Here is a 21833-nt window from a genome sequence, read left to right as displayed (position 1 = left end):
CTGGTTGTTTACGCGGTACCGAACTCGACCCGCACCGTCAGCGCCCCCTGGTTATCCCCCAGCCCAATCCCATACCGCCCCTCCAGGTCATCGTTGATGCACAGCTGCAATTCCCCGGTCTGCCCCGGCGGAATCTCGGCCAGATCCCCCACCAGAAATGGCGCGCCACTGTTGCCCACACGCCCAATCAGCGCCCCTTCATTGGCACCGGGCAGGGTGTAGCCCGCCTTGGCGATCAACCCCGGGCTGCCATTGCCATCGACCATGCCGCCGACCGGGCTGGCCAGCCATTGGCCGCTGACATAGCGCACCAGGCGCGGGCTTGGGCCGTTGATCTGCACGCCAGTGCCTTGCCATGGTTGGTTCGCTTGCACCTGCACGGTGACGGCCTTGAGGTCGTTGCACAGCGTGTCGCCGGCCTGGATCGACAGCGCGGCGATGGTCAGGCTCGGGTTGGAGGTGCCGGTGGTGGGGAACACGCCGTCGCCCACCAGGAACAGGTTGTTGTGGTCCCAACTGCGCTGGTACTTGTCGACCACCGAGGTGGCCGGGTCCGCGCCCATGCGGTAGGTGCCCATCAAGTGGCCGGCGCCCTGGAACGAGTACGACTCGCCCTGGTAGTCAAACAGCCCCGGCTTGATGTCGGCCGTCAGTTCGGTGGCGCCGAGCAGTTCGGTGATGACATGGCTGGCGAGAATCCGCGCCTGCTTGAAACCTTCCTTGGTGTAGTCCGACAGGTCGTAGTGGATTTCCGGGCGCGGGATGCCCAGGCGGTCCTGGTACTGGCTGGACGGCACGATGTAGCAGTTGGCGTTGTTCGGATCGTCCTCGACTTGTTCCACCAAAAAGCCCACGCGAAATTGCCGGGTGAGCAAGTTGTTCAACTGCTGCACCAGCGCCGTGCCGAACAGCACCTGGGCCGCGCCCGTGGCGTTTGGCAACGGGTTGGTGCGGCTGACGTTGGTGCCGTCGATCAGGTCGGCGACGGTGGTGTAGGGGTCGCCGATCGGCCAGTTGAAACCCTCGTTGCCGATCTCGATCCGCCACGCTGCGCGCTGGCTGCGAAAGGCACCGTCGCGCAGGCTTTCGATGCCGGAGGTGGCCACCGGGCCACGGTACGGGAACACCGTCTTGCCTTCGGGCATCAAGCCCCACGCCAGGTAGATCGGGTGGTCCGCCAGGCTGCGACCGACCTGGCCGCTGCTGTTGGCCACGCCCTTGGGCCAGGCGCTGCTGGTTGAGTTGAGCAGCAGTTTGGGCGTCTCGATGGCATGGGCGGCGATCACATAACGCTGGCCGACCGCGACGCCCGTGCCAGTGGCCGGTCCATCACCCAGCTGGTACTGGATAAACTCGATGCCACTGACCGTCTTGTCCGCTGCCACCGTGACCTTGCTCGCCACGGTTTTGTACAGCACCCGTACATTGCCGGTGTTGAGCGCATTGTTCAGGGTCACCGTGGCGTCATACTTGGCCTGGATAGGACAGATCGGCGTGCAGTTGGTATTGCCCGCGCACACCCGGCGCCCGGCATACGGCTGCGAGTTGCGCCCGGCCGGCGTCGGGCTGACCACCAGCGGCAAGCCCTGGAATGACTGGCCCTGCACCGCGCTGACGAAGCTGCCATCGACCAGTGACAACGGAATGCTGGTCATCGGGTATTCATAGTTCGTCGGGAAGGTGATGCCCAGGTAGGCCTGGTCGGCGACGTTGGCCGCCACGCCGATTTCCGCTTCGGCGCGGCAATAGGCGCTTTGCAGGTCGTTGTAGCCGATGGGCCAGTCCACGCCCACGCCGTACAGCGACTTCATCCGGAAATCATTGGGCAACATGCGCAGGCACGTGGCGACCCAATGCCAGGTGGTGCCGCCGCCGACCCGTTCATACGTGCTGGTAAATGGCAGCGGGCCTTTCTGCACCAGGTAACTGACCTCGGGGTTGTCCCAGCCCAGGATCAGGTCGGCAATCGTCGCCCGTGGCGCGTTCTGTTCGGCCGGGTTGCGTGCCGGGCTCAGCGTGCTGACCGGCGGGTAGGGCGATTCGGGGGTCTTCAGCGTGGCGGTGTAGAACCGCTGCAGGTACTGGTTACGGTTGGCCGGGACTTCCGGGCCGGACTCCAGCACCAGCACCTTCACCCCCGCCAGGCCGAGTTGGTAGGCAATGATGCTGCCCGCGAGGCCCGCACCGACGATCACGACATCTGCTTGTTCGCTGCTCATGACGATGCTCCTGGCTGTGGGCTGGCGGTGACCCCGGTGAAGTCTTCCAGGCTCGGTGGCGGGCTGTTCCAGTAGCCGAAGAAAAACTCGCTGTAGCCCATCGGGTGAGCCTGAGCGATGCTCCACGCCCAGCTCTGGGTGTAGGCCTCATCGCTGACCACGGTTTGCTCGTTCACCGGGAACGCGCCTTGGGTATACGGCTGATACCACACGCCGAGCATCCACAACTTCATGATTGCCCGCGCTGCCTGGGCGGTTTGTGTCGCGGCGGGTTGGCCGTTCTGCATCAGGATGGCCGTGCCGATTTGCTGCGGCGTCTGTTGCTCACTTACCAGCGCGGCGTATTGGGCGAGCAGGGCGCTGAGCACGGTTTGCCCCAGGCGTGGGCCGATGAAATCGAGAAAGGTGCTGGGCAGGCCGATGGGGTCGACCGATGGCGCCAACAGTTCCTGATTGATGCCGGTGAGCACCACGCTCAGGCCGGTGAAATTGTCCAGGTCGGTACTCATGGCTGACTCCTTGTCACACCGGTGGATTGGGCGCGTTCGAGCAGGTAGGTGAAGTCGGCGAAACTGGTGCGCGGTGATTGCGTCACGTGGGTGGCCGCATTGCCGTGACACGCAATGCAGCTCGACGACGCCTGGGGCACGGTGCCCTGGATATAGGTCTCCAGCGTGGCATTGGCGAGGAATGACGGCGCCGGGTTGCCCAACGGCTTGGTGGCCGAGATCTGGCACGGGGGCTGGCCGCTGAGGGTCGGCCACTGGGTGCTGATCAACTGGTAATTGGCCCATACGCTATTGGGATTAACCGTGCGCAACAGGTTCTGGTAGGTGGTGTTGAGGGCCTTGGTTTCGTCGGTCAAAGGGATTTCACGCACGATCTGCGATGGCGTGGCCTTTACCGCCGGGTTCCACGGCCGGGGCGGCGGCTGGTTGACCTCGGCATGGCTGCTGGCGTTGTAGAACAAATACGGGCCTTTGCGCTCGGCGGGCGGCGTGGTTTTCTCCGGCACATTGTCGACGTGCTCGAAGGTCGACCACACCCACTGCGGCGCGCTGGTGGTCTTGTGCACGATATGCAATCCCACCAGCCCCACCGGCTCGGCAACGCAGGACTCGGCCACCACCGGCCCCTTGCTCGGGTCGCTGTTGCCCGGCGTATACACCAGGGCATCAACGGTATGGAAACTGCCAGGCTGGTCGTTGCCGTCCAGCACCTTCCACGACGCCTTGACCATCAGCGAACCCACGTCACTGGTGGCCGGGTTGCCACAACTGAACGCCACCGCATTGGTCGGGCTGGCGGCAAAAAACGCCTGCTGGCCCTGGATGCTGTACAGGCCATTGTTGACGATGCCGTCGAACATCGATTGGTTGACCACGATTTCATTGCGTGTGTACACGCCGCTCTGGTCCACCAGCGGGCCACTTTGAAACGGCTGGATAAACTCGTCCAGCACATCCGGCACCTTGCCCATTTGCTGCAACAAGCGTCCCGAGCCTTTGCCCTCACAGGCTGCCGGAACGTTGGCGGGCGCCTGCCAGGCCGCTGGTTTCTGCCCTTGGGGCAGGAAAATCTGATAGCTCTCTTTGTAGCTCTCCCACACCGTGGCCGCGTCCTGCTGGCCGATCTGCACACCGGTATTGGGCTTGCCATCGGCCAGCACCGGCCAGTTCAGCGCAATAAACGTCTGCCATGACATCTCGTCGAAGTTGGCTTGCAGGCTGGTGAGGGAAAACGGCGGCGTCGCCGTGACATCGAAGGGTATTTGCGTAGACAGCGTGGGGGCCGCGACGACCAGGGGGCTCAGCAACGCGCCAAACAGCGCACAGCCGAACCCAGGCCGGGGGCGATGGGTTTCCTTTCTCATCGTTATCTCCTAGGCATCAGGCGCCAGGAGACAGTGGGTCCGTCATGGACTCTTCAATGCGCCTCCTGGCACGGGCTAGAGCGTAGATAAGGTTGAGAACGCAGGTGTACGCAGCGCTAGATTGATTCGTGATAAAAACAATAGCTCAGCGGCGGTTCAGGCACGGTCTGCGCGAATATACGTGCGAAACACATGGTCCCACAGCGGCGAAGACACGCCGAAGTTCTTCTCGATGCCTTTGCGATGATGCAGATCGTGATTGGCCACCAACCCTGGAATAAACCCATGGGCCCAATGCGCCGGGCGGTGCATCACGTAGTGCACGGAGATGTAATAGAAGTAGCCCGTGACCGCACCGACAAACGCCGAGGTCAGGCCGGTGTACCAGGCCAGCAGCAGCAACGCCGCAAAGGTGGAACTGGTTTTCCAGCTCGATACACCGATATAGGCCAGCACATCCACATGGTGGGTCCAGTGCTCGTGGCGATACAGCGAGTGGAACAGAAAGCGATGCGCCGAATACTCCACCAGTGTCCAGGCCAGCAGGCCCGCCAGCAGTTGCAGCGGCTCAAGCGGCGCCAGGCAGAGCGCCAGGCCGACAAACAGGGGGACGGTGAAAAAATCCAGGTAATACGCGACTGACGACATCAGCCATTTGTTTGAAGCCGCCATGTGCGGATCGTCCTTGAAGTGCATGAACCGAGGGGAAGTCAAGCCGGGTTGTCCCCGGCGGCGGGCAGAGTGCCCGTTGCCTGGCGCCTTTGCAACAACTCGATGTGCTCGGCGGGCACCAGGGTGCGCAGGGTCTTGTAGAGCACACGGGTTTCCAACAGGTTCCACACCCGCAGCATGGTTTCCAGCGCGTCCAGCGGTTTGCTGATGAAGTCCCGGGCGCCCAGGGCCAGGGCGCGCAGGCGCGTATCGCGGGTGGCGTCGGCGGTAAGGACCAGGATCGGCAGGTATTCACCCTGGGGGATGCGCCGGTTGAGTTGTTCCAGCACCGCGAAGCCGTCGAATTGCGGCATGTGCAGGTCAAGAATCACCAGGTCCGGTTCGAAGCTGTTGAACAACTCCAGCGTGCGCAGCGGCTGGGTGCTGCTCAGCACGTTGGTCAGCCCTTCGCGGGCGAGCAGTTGCTCTACCAGGTCCAGGTTCGGGCGTTGGTCGTCGATGATCAGAATGCGCAGGTCGAGGTTCACATGGGCTCCATAAAAGACTGGTCGAGGTGGGCGAGAAACGCGGGCACGTTGATCGGCTTGTTCAACACGGCGGTTGCGCCTGCCGCCTGCAAGGCCTGGCGGGTAAGGTCGCTGGCGTCGGCGGTGATCATCAGCACCGGGGTGTCACGGGTGATCGGCGATTGACGCAAGCGTTGCAGCACCTTCACGCCGTCGAGGTCCGGCAGGCACACATCCAGCAGAATCAACTGCGGCGCGTGCTGCGCGGCCAGGTCCAGGCCCAGTTGGCCTTGCATGCTCGACAGCAGTTTTATCCCCGGTCGGCGTTGCAGCAGGGTTTCGATCAGCGCCAGGCTGGAGAGGTTGTCTTCGATGCACAAGACCTTGCCCAGGTGCGCGCAGGCCGTGGGGGCAGGGCGCGGCGCCTGCGTGTCGATGACGGGCGTGGCGATGCGCTGCAATGGCGCCACGCGCGTGAACGGCAGTTCCAAGGTGAAGCGTGAGCCAATGCCGGCCTGGCTCTGCACGTTGAGGTGGCCGTCCATGTTTTCCAGCAGGCTTTTGCTCAGGGCCAGGCCCAGGCCGCTGCCTTCCACATTCGGGTCGGCGCCCAGGCGCTCGAAGGGTTTGAACAGTTGCCCCATATGGTCCGCCGCAATGCCGTGGCCGGTATCACACACCGACACGCCGATACGCGGGCCATCAACGACGACTTCGATGCTGACCTCGCCATCGCGCGGGTTGTATTTGATTGCATTGGACAGCAGGTTCAGCAGCACCTGTGTGAGGCGTTGGCGGTCGGCCACGATGCCCACGTCCGCTGCCAAGTCCGGTAATGGCTGCAATCGAATGCCGGCGTCGGCAGCCATCGGCGAGACCAGCGACAGCGCCTCTTGCAAGACCTCCGCCAGCGGGATCGGCGCGATATTCAACGCCAGGCTTCCTGACTCGATCTTGGCGATGTCCAGCACTTCGTTGATCAGCGTCAGCAGATGCTGGCCGGCGCGCAGGATATGCCCGACGTCGGCCTTTTGCGCCTTGGGCGCGTCCATGTCCAGCAACTGCGCGAAGCCCAGGATCGAGTTGAGTGGGGTGCGCAGTTCGTGGCTCATGCGCGACAGAAACTCGCTTTTGGCGCGGCTGGCGCGCTCGGCTTCCTCACGGGCCTTGCGCAGGGCGATTTCCGCAGCGCGGCGGTCAGTGATGTCGCGGGTGATCTTCGAAAAGCCGCGCAAGGCGCCGGTGCCGTCGTACTGGGCGGTGATCACCACGCTGGCCCAGAACCGCGTGCCGTCCTGGCGGCAGCGCCAGCCTTCCTCGGTGTAATCGCCATTAAGGGTGGCTTCGCGCAGCGCCATGTTCGGGTGCTGCGGGCATTCCTCGGGCAAGTAGAACACCGAGAAATGCTGCCCGATGATTTCCTGCTCGGTATAGCCCTTGATCCGCTCGGCGCCGTTGTTCCAACTGGTGACATGGCCCGCCGTGTCGAGGGCGAAGATCCCGTAGTCCTTGACCCCGTCGATGATCAGCCGCAGGCGTTCTTCGTTGTCACGCAAGGCGCGCTCGCGTTCGGCCAGCAGCAACCCGGCTTCCACCAGGCTGGTGCCCAACTGGCCGATTTCATCGTGTTCCGGCGGTTGCGGCAGCAGGGGCGAGCCCAACGCCAGGCGCTGGGCATTGCGCTGTACATTCTGCACCCGCGCCACAATGCCCTTGGACAGGAACAGCACCGCAACAATCGCCCCAAACAGCCCGCAGATCGCCGCCAGCCAGGTGGACAGCAGCAACCGTTGACGGGTTTCGGCCGCCGCAGCGCTGCGCTCGGCCAGCAACGATTCCTCCAGGGTGAGCATGGTGCTGATGTGTTGGCGCAAGGCATCGAGGATGTGCTTGTTGCTGATCAGGATGGTACTGATGGATTGCGGTGTGGCGTCGCGGTCCTTGAGCATCTCTTCCAGGCCGTCGACCTTGCCTTCGATCAGCGGCTTGATGGCGCTCAGTTGCTCACGCACCCGTGGATCACGCACGTTGCGGTCGAGCCGGCGCAGAGCGGACTCGATCTGTGGCCCGGCGTTGAGGTAGCTGGGCAGGAAGTCTTCACGGTGCGTGAGCAGGTAGCCGCGCACACTGGCGGCGGCTTCTGCGAGCAGGGTGTGCACGGCCTGGATATCGCCTTGCACGCGCAGCACCCGGCGCACGTCTTCTTCGGCGCGGGCGGTCTGGCGTTCGGTGGTGTAGATCAGCACCAGGGACAGCAACAGCACCACCAGCGGCAGCGAGATCACCACCAGCGCCTTGCCCCGCAGCGGCAGGTCGGCCCAACGCCGCTTCATGGTGACGTCACCAGGCCCAGGGCGATGCCGCGCACGGCTGCCTGGGTCCGATCAGCCGCGCCGAGCTTGCCGATCACGCGTTCCACATGGGCCTTGGCGGTGCCGGTGGTGATCCCCAACTGTTCGCCGATGGCGCGGTTGCTCATGCCGTTGGCCACCAGGCCCAGTACCTGGCGCTCGCGGGGGGTGAGGTTTTCGCTGGGGGCTGCGCCGCTGGCCTGGCGTTCGGTCATGCGGCGCAACAGCCGCGCGCTGACCGCCGTGTTGAGCGCTTCGCCGCCGGCGCCCACGTGTTGCAGGGCGTCGATCACCTCGGCCCGGCTGGCGTCCTTGAGCAAGTAGCCGACGGCGCCGGCATTCATCGCCGCTTCCAGGTATTCGGGGCTGTCGTCCATGGTGAACATCACCACCTTCACCGCCGGCAGGCGCTCTTGCAGCAAACGCGCGGCGCCCAAGCCGTTGAGCCCGGGCATGCGGATGTCGAGGATGACGATGTCCGGCAGCAGCTGTTCGCACAGCTCGACCGCTTGCAGCCCATCGCTGGCTTGACCGACCACCTCGAACTGCGCAAGGCCGGCCAGCAGCGAGACAAAACCGGTGCGCGTGACTTCATGATCGTCTGCCAGCACGAGACGCAGGACGTGGGTCATTGAGGGGTTCCAGGCAAATGGGCCGGCACGCGGGCGTGCAGTTGGGTACCGCTGTGGGCTGCGCTGACGCAGGTGAAACTACCGCCCAGCAGGCTGGCGCGCTCCTGCATGGTCGCGAGGCCCAGGTGCTGGGCGTCATCGCGCAATGGCGCGCAAGTGAAGCCTTTGCCATTGTCGTCCACGCGCAGGGATGCCTGGCTGTCGTGCAACGCCAGGGTCAAGTGCACCCGGCTGGCGTGGGCATGCTTGAGGACATTGTTGATGGCTTCCTGGCCGATCCGGAACAGCGCGATCTCCACCTGGCTGGCCAGGCGCGTTTCACACTCCGCCTGCCACACCACGCTGATGCCCGCGTCGCGCAGGCGGTCGGCTTCCTTGTCGAGGGCTTTGAACAGGCCGAAATCATCCAGCACCGTTGGGCGCAGGCCGGCGATCAATTGCCGGCCTTCACCGACGCAGTGCTGCGCCAGGGTGAGGATCGCCTGCAGATCGGCGGCGAGTGCGTCAGGCAGTGCGGGGCAGCGGCCGGCAAAGCCTTGCAGTCGCTGGTGCAAACCCGCGAGAGTCTGTGCCAGTCCATCGTGCAGGTCGTAGGCCACGCGTTTGCGCTCGTCCTCCTGGGCGCGGAACAGGCGGTTGACCAGGTCGGACAGGGTCTTGTCGCGGGTTTTGAGGGTGGTCAGCAGCCGATCGTTTTCCAGGTGCGCAGCCAGCAGGGTGGCGAGCAGTTGCAGGGATTCGCTGTCTTCGTGATCCGGCGCCCGCAGGCTGACGCTGTTGCCCAGCACCAGCAGGCCAAAAGCCTGGCCGTCACTGCCGCACAATGGCACTTGCAGCACGCTGTGCGGCTGTTCCTGCCAGCGTGGTGCGCGCAGGTCGCGGTCGGCGAGGGCCGCCAGGCCGTTCAGGCGCGCCGGGCTGCCATGGCTTGCCGTGGTGTGGACGGCCCCTTCGGCGTCCCATTCCTGCAGCAGGCCGTGGTCCATCGCAAGAAACGCGCAGGCGCGCACGAGCACGCGTTCGCGCATGGCGTCGGGGGCCAGTTGGCTCAGCTCCTGTCCGGTATCCACCAACAGCCGCAGCCGCGCCGTGCGGCTTTGCGATTGGCGCAAATGCGCGCGCATGGCCAAGGCGCTGCCGGGGTCATGGGGCAGGTTATGCATGGGTGATGCTCCAGCGATGCAGGGAGGGCGGGGCGTCTATTAAACATGGTTAAACGCCTTGGCGGCTATCTGCCAAATGGCATAGGTAAATGACTCCGATTGGCCGATGGCGCGCCATGCTCGGTTTGGCAAAGTGGGCTCAACGAACACCACTGGAGTCTCCCCATGCAATTCAAGCCCGCAGCAATCGCCCTGATGTTTGCCTTGAGCGTTCCGTTTGTTCAGGCCGCTGAAACGTCACCCTATGTCTACCGCGAGGTGGCCCAGGCGCCCGCCAATGTGAAGGACCGGGAGATTGCCGGTTTGTTCGACCGCTGGAACAGCGCCCTGCAGACCGGCAACGTCACGTCGGTGGTCGACCTCTATGCGCCGGGCGCGGTGTTGCAGCCGACCGTGTCCAACCAGGTGCGCACCACGCCGGACCAGATCAAGGACTACTTCGATCACTTCCTGGCGCTCAAGCCGGTCGGCCAGATCAACTACCGTGAAATCCGCCAACTGGGCACTAACGTGGCCATGGACAGCGGGGTCTACACCTTCACCCTGACTGACGCGAAGGGTAAGGTCAGCCAGGTGCAGGCGCGGTACACCTTCGTTTATGAGCAGGTGGGCGGGCAGTGGAAGATTCTGAATCATCACTCTTCGGCGATGCCTGAGGTGCAGGTCAAGCACGCCAAACAGTGATAGGTGGAGGGGTGATGCCTATCCGTTGGTGGGTGTGAGCGTGGGGGGGCGCTCGGCCGAGTGAACGGCTGGCCTTAGTGGAAATACACCGGTTTGTAAGAAATAACGCTATCGGTGAACATCGGCGGCGCGCCTACATCTGCCACATTGATCTTGACGACACTGCCGTGAGCTTTAGAGATGGTTGGCGTTATCTGACCGATAAATTTTTGTCGTAGTATCTCGTCTGACACTTGCTCGACGAGGCTGGGAGAGGCTTGCGGATACGTATTTTGTGTTTCCGTCATTAACGTGCGCCGCTTGCTGGTCATTTGGGTAGAGCCGTAAGTCATGCTCACCGTGCCTTCAAACGCTTTGACGGGGCGCTGGACTTCTTGTTGGAGCAATCGACCAAAAGCCTGGCTTCGCCCTTCACCGGAATAGCACACCAAAAGCCTGATGTTGTTGTACAGCGAGGGATCAACCCCCTTGCTGTTCAATAACGTCACCAGTTCCCGAGCAGAATAGGGTTTACCCTCAATCACGACATGAGTGCCCCTGCCGAATATTTTGTCAGCCAAGTTACGGGGGTGTCCGTGGGCAACGATGTTAAGACGGTCCACTCCTTTGTATACATCAACATACGTATGCATTTCGTTAGCGACCATCTTAAGGTCCTGCATTGGACCGCCCATTTGTACAACGTTATCGGCTTGCAGACTTTTCTCGAAGTGATTGAGCGGGGCCGAAGGTGCAGAGGCTATAGTTGAAACCGGTCGATGTGTCTGCGGTGAGAACTTGTCAATTTTTGCTCCGTACGGGCGCGCTTTGTCAGCGTCATAATGGAACCAGTGACCTGTGTTCTGATCGCGCATCGCTAGCGCTTTGATACGCTCAGTGCTCGTGCCCACCTGATAGGTCCCTTCAGTGATATCCGCCCTTTTGACGAATTCCTTCATCTGCGCGTTGTTCATCGCACTTTGTTGCACCTGACGGATGTGCGGGAATTTTGCGCCAGGCGCAATGGGTCGAGTGCTGACAGGCAGGCGCGGGGCGCTTCCCAGCACACCTCGGCCAAATGGCCTGCTCGCAGCGCTTGCCGCCCTGGTACGTCCGACGCTACGGAGCGCGCTGCCGCCTTTGGTAAAGGCCGTACCTGTCAGGTACATGACGGCATCAAAACACAGATCGCCAATCGCGGCCAGCGGGTCGCCGTTGATCAAGTTCCTGACGGCGGAGGCCCCAGGTATCAGGCCGAAGATGATATTGGTTATTGCGTTTTCCTTGGCTTTCTCTTCATCAAATGTCGTGATGGCCTTGGTCAACTCAAACATAGTATTAAAGAGCGATGCGGGGTTGCTATGGGAGGCGACGAGTTCACCAATATAGTGACTGCGTGGGCTGGTGAACGAAGCGGGTGTAGTGACCGGTAGGGGGCTGGCTGCTTGTTTAGCGGCCTGGTCCACCGATGGGGTGCGTTCATAGATAGCCGTGTTTTTCCAGGCTTTGCCATAAAGGCTAGGGATTTCGACCCAATTGCCTTGAGGTCCTTCCTTGAAGTTTTTTTTCAGGTCGTCGCGCTTGGTTATTTGCCCTTTTTGCGATGACATTTCATAAAACTCCAGATTGCCGTCACGCTCGGTCTGGAAAATAAGCGCCCGTTTGTCCTGGGGTTGGACTGCATGGCGATCTTCGTGGTCGTGTGTAGAACCGGGAAGGACCAAACGTGACTTTTTGACCTCACCTTCGGTAAAGACTCGAATTTTACCGAACTCGAGATTTTTTCGATCATCTGGGGGCAGTCTGGAAATCTGGTTTTTTATCACGATGGTGTGCGCGTCGATAACGTTTTGTTTGTACGTGTCAAACGCTCGCTCATGTTTGGATTTTGGGTTGGGCAGGCTCGACAGTTGAGCGATCATGCCGGTGGGAAACCGACTGTCATCTGATACCCAGTTTGAAAATCTATTCAACTCAGGATTGGTTAGGTAAAAATCCAACAACGAGAAGGTGGGTTGTGTGGGGCTGGCAAGGTTGCCGCTGCCTCTTCCTATAGGGCTGTTATCCCTGAAACACTTGAGTTCGTAAGGAAGTTCGGCGCCAAACTTCTTCTTGAGTTCGTCCAATCCAATATCGCGTTGGGTGGGCACCTTGGTGGCAAGGTGTTCGAGTGACGTTTGCAACGCTGTAATTTTGTCCTGAAACGCTTTTTTCGTCTGGTCGATATGTGCCTGAGCATAGTTGCCGTCTTCTCGGGGCACGAGTGTGCCGTGCAGTTTTCCCCATTCGATCAGAGCCAAGCGTGATTTGGCTTCCTGAATTCCTTGGCCGGAAGCGGTAATCGGATCCTTGGCGTCCAGTGCGGACACCTGAGCAAAGGTCATCTGCGCGGTGGCGCCAGGACTGTAGGTTTCGATGCGCGCCACCGCTGCCTTGAGCGCTACCCAAGCGGCGGACCCGTAAGTCACGTGATTGGGAATATTTTGAACCAGCAGCTCGGGCGCCGCACGCGCCAGCAGCAGGTGCGCAGCAACAGGGGCCAGCTCTTGCGATGCTCGGTTGAGCTGTACGAGATGGTCGGCGAGTTCCTGTTTGATCGTTGTCAGGGGCTGCCCACTGAAGCGGTAGTCTGCGAGGTTGAAACCTGCCACATGATTGAGAGTTGGACGAAAAAGGCTCTCTGTGTCCAAGGTTGTCGCGATCGCAGTCAAGACCCAGTCATGGGAGGAGCTGGTTTTCCATTGGTCGCCCATTTTTGCTTGCAGGGCAGACTCGAGTTCGCGAGCCTTGGGGGTATTGAGTATTTTCTCTATGACTTGAAGAGGATTGCGCAATTCGCTGCTAGAAAATTGGATGTTTTTTGCCAGGTAACCCAAGGCACCTCGTGGGTCTTTTTTAAGACCATTTTCGATAAGGCTTGGCAGATTCAGGTTGTAGTAGAAGTGACTGTAAACCGCTTTTTGTTCGTACGTCTTCAGCGGCACTGGCCATGACAGGGCTCCCCCCAGAGTGCCAAGCGTTGACACGGGCAGCGGTGGACTGTTGATGACCTGTATTAAGTTGTCGAGTTCTGCCGGTGTTTTTGGCAGGTTCCAATTGTTTGCAAGAATAAACTGTTCGAGTGTAGGGGGCATGGTGATACCCAACTCGCTCAATTGGCCGAATGACGAGTCCGGATCCACATCCATCGTGGTACTCGTCAACGCACCTTCGATTTGGCTGGCGCCGTTGTACTGGAGTTGCTTCAACCTAGAGGACAACGTGTGTATGTCCTCAACGTCGCCCAGCGCAGTTTTTTCCATGGCCAGGCGATCCAGACTGGCCGTTGGGGTCATGTGACTGTCCGGATTGTTAGCCGCGTTTTTTCTGAAGGTCTGGGTCCGCTCCAACTCGTTGGCTCGCACAGCACTCACATTTCCCCATTCTCCATAGAAATTCGCCACGACCTGAAAGGGGGCGCTGGTGGGACTGCCCGGCGTGATTACCAGGGGGGAGTTACCCGCCTCCACCACGCCCGCCGTCCGTAGCACTGGTGCCACGGCCATGTCCCATAAGGGGTCCTTATCTAACGCTCCGAAGGTTTGGTGCTGGCCACTGGCAATCGCGGTCAGACGGCCGAAGGAGCTGATCAGCAGAGGCTTGGAAAGGTCGATATGTTTGCCTTTCGCCCAACCCACGAACTGTGGGTTTTTAAGCAGTTTGTGTAGGTGTGTCCACCATTGTCCGAAGGTTGAATCAGGCGGAATCTCGTCGAGGTAATCGGTATTGTCAAATGAAAGCCCGGTCTTCACGAGTTCATGTGAGGTTTTGGCAAACACCCCCGCGAGGTCCTTGTCGCCCTTGGCCTGGGGAGTTTCGCCAAGGGCTTGATTGGTCGCGTGTGCAGCTGTGCTGGTGGCGGGTGACGGGACCAGTGTGGGCTCGGCCACGAAAGGCTGTGGCAGTACTTGCCCTGTATTCCGGGGGGCGCTGCTAGTCAGTAGGGTCACGAATTTCTACCTCTCAACCTCAATCATTCATGGGTGCCCAGTTTTGGTTCTATCGACGGGGCTGTTGAAGTGAGTGAGCAACCGTGACGTTTGATTCCCCTGTAATGAATTCAAAGGTGTTAGCAATTGCTTCCTCCCCAGACCGTATGCTTGAGGAACGCCTCAGGCGGCCGTCGCCTTGAGCAACTGGCCAGGGATGGCCGCAATCAGTTCGCGGGTGTACGCGGTGGCCGGACGGTTGAAAATCTGCTCCACCGAACCCTGTTCCACCACGCGGCCATTGCGCAGCACCAGCACCTCATGGGCGAAGTTGGCGACCACCGACAAGTCATGGGACACCAGCACGTAGGCAATGCCCATGTCCCGTTGCAGTTCCTGCAGCAGGTCGAGAATGTGTGCCTGCACGGACACATCCAGTGCGCTGACCGGTTCGTCCAGCAGCAGCAGGTCGGGTTTCAACGCCAGGGCGCGGGCGATGGCCACACGTTGGCACTGCCCGCCGGACAGCTCGCGGGGCAAGCGGTCGAGGCAACTCACCGGCAAATGCACGCGGCTGATCAACGCCCGCGCCGCCTGCTCCAGCGCCGCGCCCTTGAGCAAACCGAACGACACCAGCGGTTCGACAATGCTGTCGAACACCGTAAAACGCGGGTCGAGGGCGGCGAAAGGATTTTGCTGCACCAATTGCAGGCGCTGGCGCAATGGGCGGAAGTCGCGCCAACTGAGGTCAGTGACGTCTTGCTGTTCGAACCTCACCCGGCCCTGGCTTGGCTTCTCCAGGCCGAGGGCGATGCGCAGCGCGGTGCTCTTGCCCGAGCCGGACTCGCCGACGATAGCCAGGGTCTGGCCGGGGTAGACCTCCAGGTTGAGACCCTCCAGGGCCAGGAAGGTCGACGCCTCGCCCTTGACCTTGGGCAGGGCGAACGTCTTGCCGACGTTGTGCAGGCTCAGGATCGGCTGGCGCCCCAAGTCGAGATTGATCAACGGTTCGCGGCGCCTGGCGAAGGCGGGCGCGGCGGCGATCAGGGCGTGGGTGTAGTCGTGGCTGGGCTGGGCCAGGATCTGCTTTGGCGGGCCTTGTTCCACCACCTCGCCGTGCTGCATCACCAGGATGCGGTCGGCGCGGTCAGTGGCTACGCCGAGGTCGTGGGTGATGATCAGCAGCGAAATGCCGCGCTCGCTGACCAGTCGTTGCAGGTGATCGAGGATCTTGCGCTGCACGGTCACGTCGAGGGCGCTGGTGGGTTCGTCGGCGATGATCAGGCGCGGGTTACCGGCCAGGGCGATGGCGATCAGCACGCGCTGGCGCATGCCGCCGGAGAGTTCATGGGGATACTGACGCGCACGCAGTACCGGTTTGTCGATCCCCACCTGTTGCAGCAACTCGACAATATCCGCATCGACGCCGGGGTAGCGCTTGCCCTTGGCCAGGATCAACGCCTCGGCAATCTGCTCGCCGACGCGCAGGGTGGGGTTGAGGCTGACCATCGGGTCCTGGGGCACCAGGCCGATGGTGCGGCCGCGCAGGCTGCGTTTCTGGCGTTCGCTGGCGTGGGTCAGGTTATGGCCGTCGACCCACAGTTGCCCGGCGCTGATCTGCGCGTTGTCCGGCAGCAGGCCCAGAATGGCGTTGGCCAGAGTGGATTTGCCCGAGCCGGACTCGCCGACAATCGCCACGGTTTCGCCCTGCGCCAGGGAAAACGACAGCGAACGCACCGCCGGATTGACCTGGCCGCTGGCGCGGTAATCGACACTGAGTTGGCGTACATCGATCAAAAGCGCGCTCATCGCTGGATCTCCTCAAAGGTGCGGGCGATATGGTTGAGGCTGAACACCACCGCCACCAGGAACAGCCCGGGCAGCAAGGACACCCACGGTGCGGTGATCAGGAAGTGCCGGCCGTTGGCGATCAGGGTGCCCCATTCCGCCGCCGGTGGCACGGCGCCGAAACCGAGGAAACTCAAGCCTGCGGTGGCGAGGATTGCCGCGCCGAAATCCAGGGTGGCCAGTACCGCCACCGGGCCCCAGGCATTCGGCAGGATGTGTCGCAGCAAGGTGCGGCCCCAACTGGCACCGCCCAGGCGTGCGGCTTCTACATAGGGCAGGGTTTTCACCCGCAGTACTTCGGCGCGGGTGGTGCGGGCAAAGCCCGGAATAATGCCGATGCCCACCGCGATGGCCACCGGCACGGTGCCAAAACCGATGGCCGTGACGATCGCCAGGGCCAGCAGCAGGCCGGGCAGGGCGAGCAGCACATCGACTACGCGCATGGTCACCGCATCGAGACGGCCACCGGCAAACCCGGACAAGATGCCCAGCCCGAGTCCGCCCACCAGTGCGATCCCCACCGCCAGCGAGGCTGCCAGCACCGACAGGCTCGCGCCGTAGACCACGCGGGTAAACAGGTCGCGGCCCAGTTCATCGGTGCCGAACCAGTGGTTCAGGTTAGGCGCGGTGAGCTTGGCGGCGGGGGCGGTGGCGTAAGGGTCGAAGCTGCTCAGCAGGTGCGGTGCCACGGCGGCGACCAGCGAGAACAGCACCACCAGCACCGCCAGGCTGAACCCCGGCCGGCGCAGCAAGGGCAGCAGGGTCGCCGTGGCGCGTTGCCAGGGGCTGCGGCGGCGCCAGAGGGTTTCACTGCGCACGCGTTTGTGGGTAAGCGTCGTCATGGTCTAGGACACCTTGGGCGTGTGGGAGATGCGCGGGTCGAGCCACGGGTAAAGCAGGTCCACCAGCAGGTTCACCAGGACAAAGGCCGCCGCCGACACGGCAACGATGGCCAGCACCACTGGAATGTCCTGGCGCAGCACGGCTTCCTGGGCCAGGCGGCCGATGCCGGAGCGGGCGAAGATGGTTTCCACCAGCACGGCGCCGGACACGGTATTGCCCACCTGCAAACCGATCAGCGTAAGGATGGGCAGCGCGGCATTCCTGAACCCATGGCGCGCCTGCACCTGGCCTCGGCTCAGGCCTTTGGCGTAGGCGGTGACGATATAGGCTTCTTTCCACACGCCCTGAAAACTGCGTTGCAGCACCTGGGCGTACACCGCCGCACTGGGGATCGCCAGGGTGATCGCCGGCAGTACCAGGCTTTCGAAGCCCCGGCTGCCGGTGGCGGGAAACCAACCCAGGCCAAACGCAAACACCTGGATCAGCAGCAAACCCATCCAGAACACCGGCACCGAAAAGCCCAGGGACGGCAAGCGCGCCAGGGCTTTTTTCAACGGTTGCCAGCGGATATACGCGGTGAGGTACGCCAGGCCGATGCCGCCCAGCAGCGACAGCACAATCGCCAGCCCCGCCAGGGACAGCGTCTGGGGCAGGCGTTCGGCGAGCAACTCGGCCACCGGGCGGTTAAGCGACAGTGACTGGCCGAAGTCACCGTGCAACGCGCCCAGCAGCAGGTCGATATATTGCTCGAACAGGCCTTTATCCAGCCCGTAATAGGCCCGCGCCTTGGCCAGGTCTTCCACCGACAGCGCGTCGGCTTCCATGCCGGACGCACTGAGCATGATCGACAAAGTGTCGCCCGGCAGCAGGTAGAGGATGAAGTAAGTGATGCTGTACGCACCCCAAAGCACCAGCAGCGCCTGGCCGACCCGGCCGATCAAGTAGCGGCTCATGGTGCATCGACCTCGATATCACCCAGCAGCGCAAAGCCTTCGGCGGTCCAGCGGAAGTTTTTCACTTTGGATGAGGTCGCCGCCTGCCACACGCGCTCGTAGACCGGGAACGCCGAGCCCTCATCCACCAGCAGGTCTTGCAGGGCGCCGTAGGCTGCTGCACGTTGCTGGCTTTGGGTGGCGGTGATGCCGGCATCGAACAGGCCCTTGGCGGTGTCCAGTACCGCCGGTTCGTAGAGGTTGGTGGCCAGGGTCGAGCTGTTGGCGGTGCGCGGATCGAGGATGGTTTGCAGGATGATCGGGTCGGCGCGCGTCATGTAGTTGATGGTCAGGTCATAGTTACCGGCGGAGTTGTTGGCGACCCACTCGGCGCGGGTGACCACGCTGAGCTTCAACTCGATGCCGACCTTGCGCAGTTGATCCTGGATCAGTACGTCGCCTGCGGTTTCAGCCGGGCTGATGTTGTAGCTCAGGCTCAGGCGCTTGCCGTTTTTGCTGCGGTAACCGTCGGCGCCCTTGGCCCAGCCTGCCTGATCCAACAGGCGCTCCGCACCCGCCGGGTCATACACCAGCTTGGCGCCCTGGCTTTTGAAGTAAGGCGTGGTCACGTCATAGATGCCGTCCACCACCGGGAATTCAGCGTTGTACACGGTGCTGGCGTAGCTCTTGCGGTCGATGGCTTTTTGCAGGGCCAGGCGTACCTGTTTGTCGCCCAGGGCGCGGCCGTCACGGGTGTTGGGATACAGGTTCAACGCCGGCCCCGGCAGCGAACGGCTCTGGATGGTCGCGCCCTTGGACTGGAACAGCTTCAGGTCGACCTCGGAGAACGGGTTGCGCGGCCACAGGATGTCGGCCTTGCCTTGCAGGAACAGACCGTTGCGCACGCTTTCCTCGGGGATGTAGGTGACGTCCACCGCATCCAGGTGCGCTTCGCCCTGGTTTTTCATATTCGCCGAGGCCCAGGCGTAACCCTTGCGTTTGGTCAGGTGCGCGCCGACTTCCGGGGTGTAGCTGGCCAGCACGAACGGGCCGGTGCCGATGATCTTGCCCAGCGAGCGCTCCTTGGCGCTGAGCGCATAAGAGGCGGGCGCCAGGATCGACAGGTTGGTGGTGGACGTGGCTTGCAGGAACCCGGCGTTGGGTTTGGCCAGCACCAGTTTGACGGTCAGGTCATCCACCACTTCGGCATGGTCGAACCCCGCCAGATAGGTGGCGCCGAAGGTGGCCGGCAACTCGGCGGCCAGCGCCTTGTTGCTGTCGAAGGCGGTTTTGACCGCCACGGCATTGAAGCGCTCGCCATTGCTGAAGGTGACGTTATCGCGCAGGTTAAAGGTATAGGTGAGCGCGTCGTCACTGACTTCCCAGCTGTTGGCCAGCCAGGGAATGATCTTGCCGGTTTGCGGGTCCTGGTCGGTCAGCGACTCGGCGACATTGCGCAGCAACACCCGGTGTTCCAGCCAATAGACCTGGAATGGGTCGACGCTGACCAGTGTGGTGTTGTCGCCAAAGAAGGCGATATTCAGGGTCTTGCCGACCTGGCTGTCACTGCCCGAAGGTGAGCAGGCGGCCAGGCTCAATGCCAGGGCGCAAGGGGCCAATAGACGGCTCATCAAGTTGGAGGTGTTCAATGGGATGCCCTCGTATGGCGATTGGCTTAGAAGTCGTAGGCCAGCTTGGTGTACCAGTAGCCGCCGCCGGGGTAGAACGGCGGGTTGCCGTAGGGCGCCAGGCCCAGGTTGCTGTAGACGGCGTGCCGGTCGGGGCGCACGTCGAAGATGTTGGTGCCGCCGATGCTCACGGTGATCTGGTCGACGAAGGTGTAGCTGACGTCCAGGTCGGTGATCCATTTGGCGCCGAAGCTGCGGTCGCCCGTGGGGTTGACCGCCAGCGTCTTGACCGCGCCGTAGCGGCTGGTTTGCAGGTTGACCTCGAGGTCCTTGACCTTCCAGTTGGCGCCCAGGATCCATTTGGTCTTGGGCGACGCTTCGGTCAGGTCGCCTTCGCGGTCGCGGCCCACCAGGGTCACGCCGGAATTGGCCAGCGCATTCGGTGTGTCGCGGGTGCCTTCGATGGTGGTCTTGTTCCAGTTGAAACCCAGGCTCCAGCGCACTTCGCCCCAGGTATCCAGCGGTGTGGTGTGGTCGGCGACCACGTCCAGGCCACGGGTGCGGGTATCGAAGGCGTTGGTGTAATAGTTGACCCAGGTGCCTGAGGGCACGCCTTGGCCGGTGAGGATGCCGTTGATCACGCCGTTGCCCTGGTCGTAGATATTGCTGGTCAGGGCGATGCGGTCGTCGATGTCGATCAGGTAGGCATCGGCAGTGATGCTGGTGCGCGGTGCCGGTTGCCAGGTGAGGCCCAGCCCGAGGTTGCGCGATTTTTCCGGCTTGAGGTCATCACCGCCCAACGCCTTGGCCAGGTTGCTGCCCGACGGGGTCAGGCGGGTGACGGCGGGCACTACGTTGCCGTTCACGTCGGTGGACACGCGGTTGTCGGCCACGGTGTAGCCGATCTGGGTCAGGGACGGCGCACGGAAACCGGTGCCGACAGTGCCGCGCACGGCCACGCTGTCGGTGAGTTCGTAGCGCGAGTTCACTTTCAGGCCGAGGGTGTTGCCTGAGTCGTCATCGTAATGTTCGACCCGCCCGGCGACGTCGAGAAACCAGCGTTCGGTCAGGTCGAAGCCCAGGTCCAGGTAGCCGGCGTAGTTGTTGCGGATCAGGCTGACTTCGTCTTCCGGACGAATCGTCACCGCCGCCTGGGCACCCGATGCCGCCGGGTACGAACCGGTGATATAGGCCTCGGGGTCGCCGGCGAAGGTGCTGAAGTGCTCCCAGCGATGTTCCAGTCCGGCCGACACCTGCACCGGCGAAGTCAGGTTGAACAGGCTGTCGTAGCGGCGGGTGAAATCCAGGTTGTTGACCCACTGCTCGAAGCGGAAGGTCGCCAGGTTGTCGAACTTGGTCGGTGACGCGGTGCCCAGGGACGGGTTGATGTTGAGGTCGCTGGAGTGGTGGACGTTGTTGCGCCCGTAGGTGGTGCTCAGGTCCCAGTTCCATTCGGCTGCCTGGCCCTTGCCGCCGAACAGCAATTGATAATCGCGGTCCTTGATGTTGTTCAACGGGTAGTAACCGTCGGGGAACACCTCGGGCACGGCGGCCCGGCCGGTCGGCAGGCGGAAGTAGTTGGCGGCCTCGGCGTCTCGCTCGCCGTAGGTGGAAAATGAGTACAGGGTCAGGTCTTCCAGGGGCAGTTCGGCGTTATAGGCCAGGTTGAAGGCCTTGAGGTCGGGGTCGCCGTTCTTGATCGCTACGCGGTCCCAGGCGGCTTCCCTGGCCGGATCGTTGAAGGCCCTGACGCTGCCGTCGGCCTTGTCGTTCCACGACGCTTCGCCACGTTTGCGTGCATCCGCCGACAGGTGGAAAAAGCCGCCATCGCCCAGTGTGAAGCCTTGGTCGCCGGCCACCTTGATGGTCTCGCCCTGGCCGGAGAACAACTGGCCGTAACTGGTTTCCAGGTGACCGCCGCTGCTGCCGGTCTTGAGGATGATGTTGATCACACCCGCCACCGCATCGGACCCGTACTGGGCCGCTGCGCTGTCTTTGAGCACTTCGATATGGTCCACCGAGCTGACCGGGATCAAGTCGATGTCCACCGCATTCGCACCGCTGTTGTCGATGGACCCGCGCTGGCCCGTGGCGCCGTTGTGGCGGCGTTTGCCGTTGACCAGCACCAGCGTGTAGGCGGGGCCGAGGCTGCGGTTGCTCAGCGGGCGGGTCACCGAGTTGTAGCCGGCGATGTTGGTGCCGAAGTTGAACGACGGCAGCAATTTGGCAATCGCTTCGGACAACTCGGCGCGGCCGGTCTTGAGCAGTTGCTCGCTGTTGATCACATCAATCGGCGCCGGGCTGTCGGCCACGGTGCGCGCCTGACCACGCAGGCCGGTGGAAATCACGGTGACGGTACCGAGCTTGGCGTCTTCGGTCGAAGTTTCGGCGAAGGAGGGCGCGGCAGCGAGCAGCAGGGAACTGGTCAGCAGCGACAGGTGAAACTTCTTGAGGGGCAGCGGGGCGGCGAGGTCGGGCATGTCGAGATCGGTCCATTTAGCCTTTTACAGGCACCTGGTGGTCGGGGGTACGTCC

The 21833-nt window shown here is 62.4% G+C and carries 15 protein-coding genes; 1 reads left to right on the top strand and 14 read right to left on the bottom strand.

Features of this window, described 5'->3' with window-relative positions:
- Window positions 1–8: 8 nt before the first annotated feature.
- From EJD88_RS13500 to EJD88_RS13465, 8 genes are all read right to left on the bottom strand, one after another.
- A complete protein-coding gene (locus EJD88_RS13500) occupies window positions 9–2219 on the bottom strand; it encodes a GMC family oxidoreductase (protein ID WP_158878205.1) in 2211 nt (736 codons plus the stop codon).
- Window positions 2216–2728, bottom strand: a complete 513-nt coding sequence (locus EJD88_RS13495) for a sorbitol dehydrogenase (protein WP_158878204.1) — start codon at window positions 2726–2728, stop codon at window positions 2216–2218. The genes EJD88_RS13500 and EJD88_RS13495 overlap by 4 nt, the downstream gene beginning before the upstream one ends.
- Window positions 2725–4092, bottom strand: a complete 1368-nt coding sequence (locus EJD88_RS13490) for a cytochrome C (RefSeq protein ID WP_158878203.1) — start codon at window positions 4090–4092, stop codon at window positions 2725–2727. Before EJD88_RS13490 ends, EJD88_RS13495 begins: the two co-directional genes overlap by 4 nt.
- 156 nt (window positions 4093–4248) lie before the next feature.
- On the bottom strand, window positions 4249–4764 hold the full coding sequence (locus EJD88_RS13485; protein ID WP_112195164.1) for a sterol desaturase family protein: 516 nt from the start codon (window positions 4762–4764) through the stop codon (window positions 4249–4251).
- Between the two features lie 38 nt (window positions 4765–4802).
- On the bottom strand, window positions 4803–5291 hold the full coding sequence (locus EJD88_RS13480; RefSeq protein ID WP_099584258.1) for a response regulator: 489 nt from the start codon (window positions 5289–5291) through the stop codon (window positions 4803–4805).
- A complete protein-coding gene (locus tag EJD88_RS13475) occupies window positions 5288–7603 on the bottom strand; it encodes an ATP-binding protein (RefSeq protein WP_158878202.1) in 2316 nt (771 codons plus the stop codon). Before EJD88_RS13475 ends, EJD88_RS13480 begins: the two co-directional genes overlap by 4 nt.
- The gene (locus EJD88_RS13470) at window positions 7600–8253 is read right to left on the bottom strand and encodes a response regulator transcription factor (RefSeq protein ID WP_099584260.1); all 654 of its coding nucleotides are present in this window, start codon (window positions 8251–8253) and stop codon (window positions 7600–7602) included. The genes EJD88_RS13475 and EJD88_RS13470 overlap by 4 nt, the downstream gene beginning before the upstream one ends.
- The gene (locus EJD88_RS13465) at window positions 8250–9416 is read right to left on the bottom strand and encodes a sensor histidine kinase (RefSeq protein WP_158878201.1); all 1167 of its coding nucleotides are present in this window, start codon (window positions 9414–9416) and stop codon (window positions 8250–8252) included. Before EJD88_RS13465 ends, EJD88_RS13470 begins: the two co-directional genes overlap by 4 nt.
- 165 nt (window positions 9417–9581) lie before the next feature.
- Here EJD88_RS13465 and EJD88_RS13460 point away from each other — a divergent pair, with 165 nt between their 5' ends.
- Entirely contained in the window at window positions 9582–10100 is a 519-nt protein-coding gene (locus tag EJD88_RS13460) for an SgcJ/EcaC family oxidoreductase (RefSeq protein ID WP_099584262.1), read from the top strand.
- A gap of 74 nt (window positions 10101–10174) precedes the next feature.
- Here the strand turns inward: EJD88_RS13460 and EJD88_RS13455 are convergent, their stop codons facing one another.
- From EJD88_RS13455 to EJD88_RS13430, 6 genes are all read right to left on the bottom strand, one after another.
- A complete protein-coding gene (locus tag EJD88_RS13455; RefSeq protein ID WP_158878200.1) occupies window positions 10175–13897 on the bottom strand; it encodes a hypothetical protein in 3723 nt (1240 codons plus the stop codon).
- A gap of 333 nt (window positions 13898–14230) precedes the next feature.
- On the bottom strand, window positions 14231–15856 hold the full coding sequence (locus EJD88_RS13450) for an ABC transporter ATP-binding protein (RefSeq protein ID WP_158878199.1): 1626 nt from the start codon (window positions 15854–15856) through the stop codon (window positions 14231–14233).
- Window positions 15853–16737: an ABC transporter permease gene (locus tag EJD88_RS13445; RefSeq protein ID WP_158878198.1), complete on the bottom strand. Its 885-nt coding sequence runs from the start codon at window positions 16735–16737 to the stop codon at window positions 15853–15855. Before EJD88_RS13445 ends, EJD88_RS13450 begins: the two co-directional genes overlap by 4 nt.
- A 3-nt stretch (window positions 16738–16740) precedes the next feature.
- A complete protein-coding gene (locus tag EJD88_RS13440; RefSeq protein ID WP_099584265.1) occupies window positions 16741–17691 on the bottom strand; it encodes an ABC transporter permease in 951 nt (316 codons plus the stop codon).
- Complete coding sequence (locus EJD88_RS13435) at window positions 17688–19301, bottom strand: ABC transporter substrate-binding protein (RefSeq protein ID WP_160384991.1); 1614 nt, start codon at window positions 19299–19301, stop codon at window positions 17688–17690. Before EJD88_RS13435 ends, EJD88_RS13440 begins: the two co-directional genes overlap by 4 nt.
- A 44-nt stretch (window positions 19302–19345) precedes the next feature.
- On the bottom strand, window positions 19346–21778 hold the full coding sequence (locus tag EJD88_RS13430) for a TonB-dependent siderophore receptor (protein WP_158878196.1): 2433 nt from the start codon (window positions 21776–21778) through the stop codon (window positions 19346–19348).
- Window positions 21779–21833 lie beyond the last annotated feature (55 nt).

Source organism: Pseudomonas sp. PB105 (assembly GCF_009764655.1).
In the GTDB taxonomy this organism is placed as follows: Bacteria; Pseudomonadota; Gammaproteobacteria; order Pseudomonadales; family Pseudomonadaceae; genus Aquipseudomonas; species Aquipseudomonas cyclaminis.
Note: the sequence above shows the minus strand (reverse complement) of the source record. Positions and strands in the feature narration are given on the sequence as shown.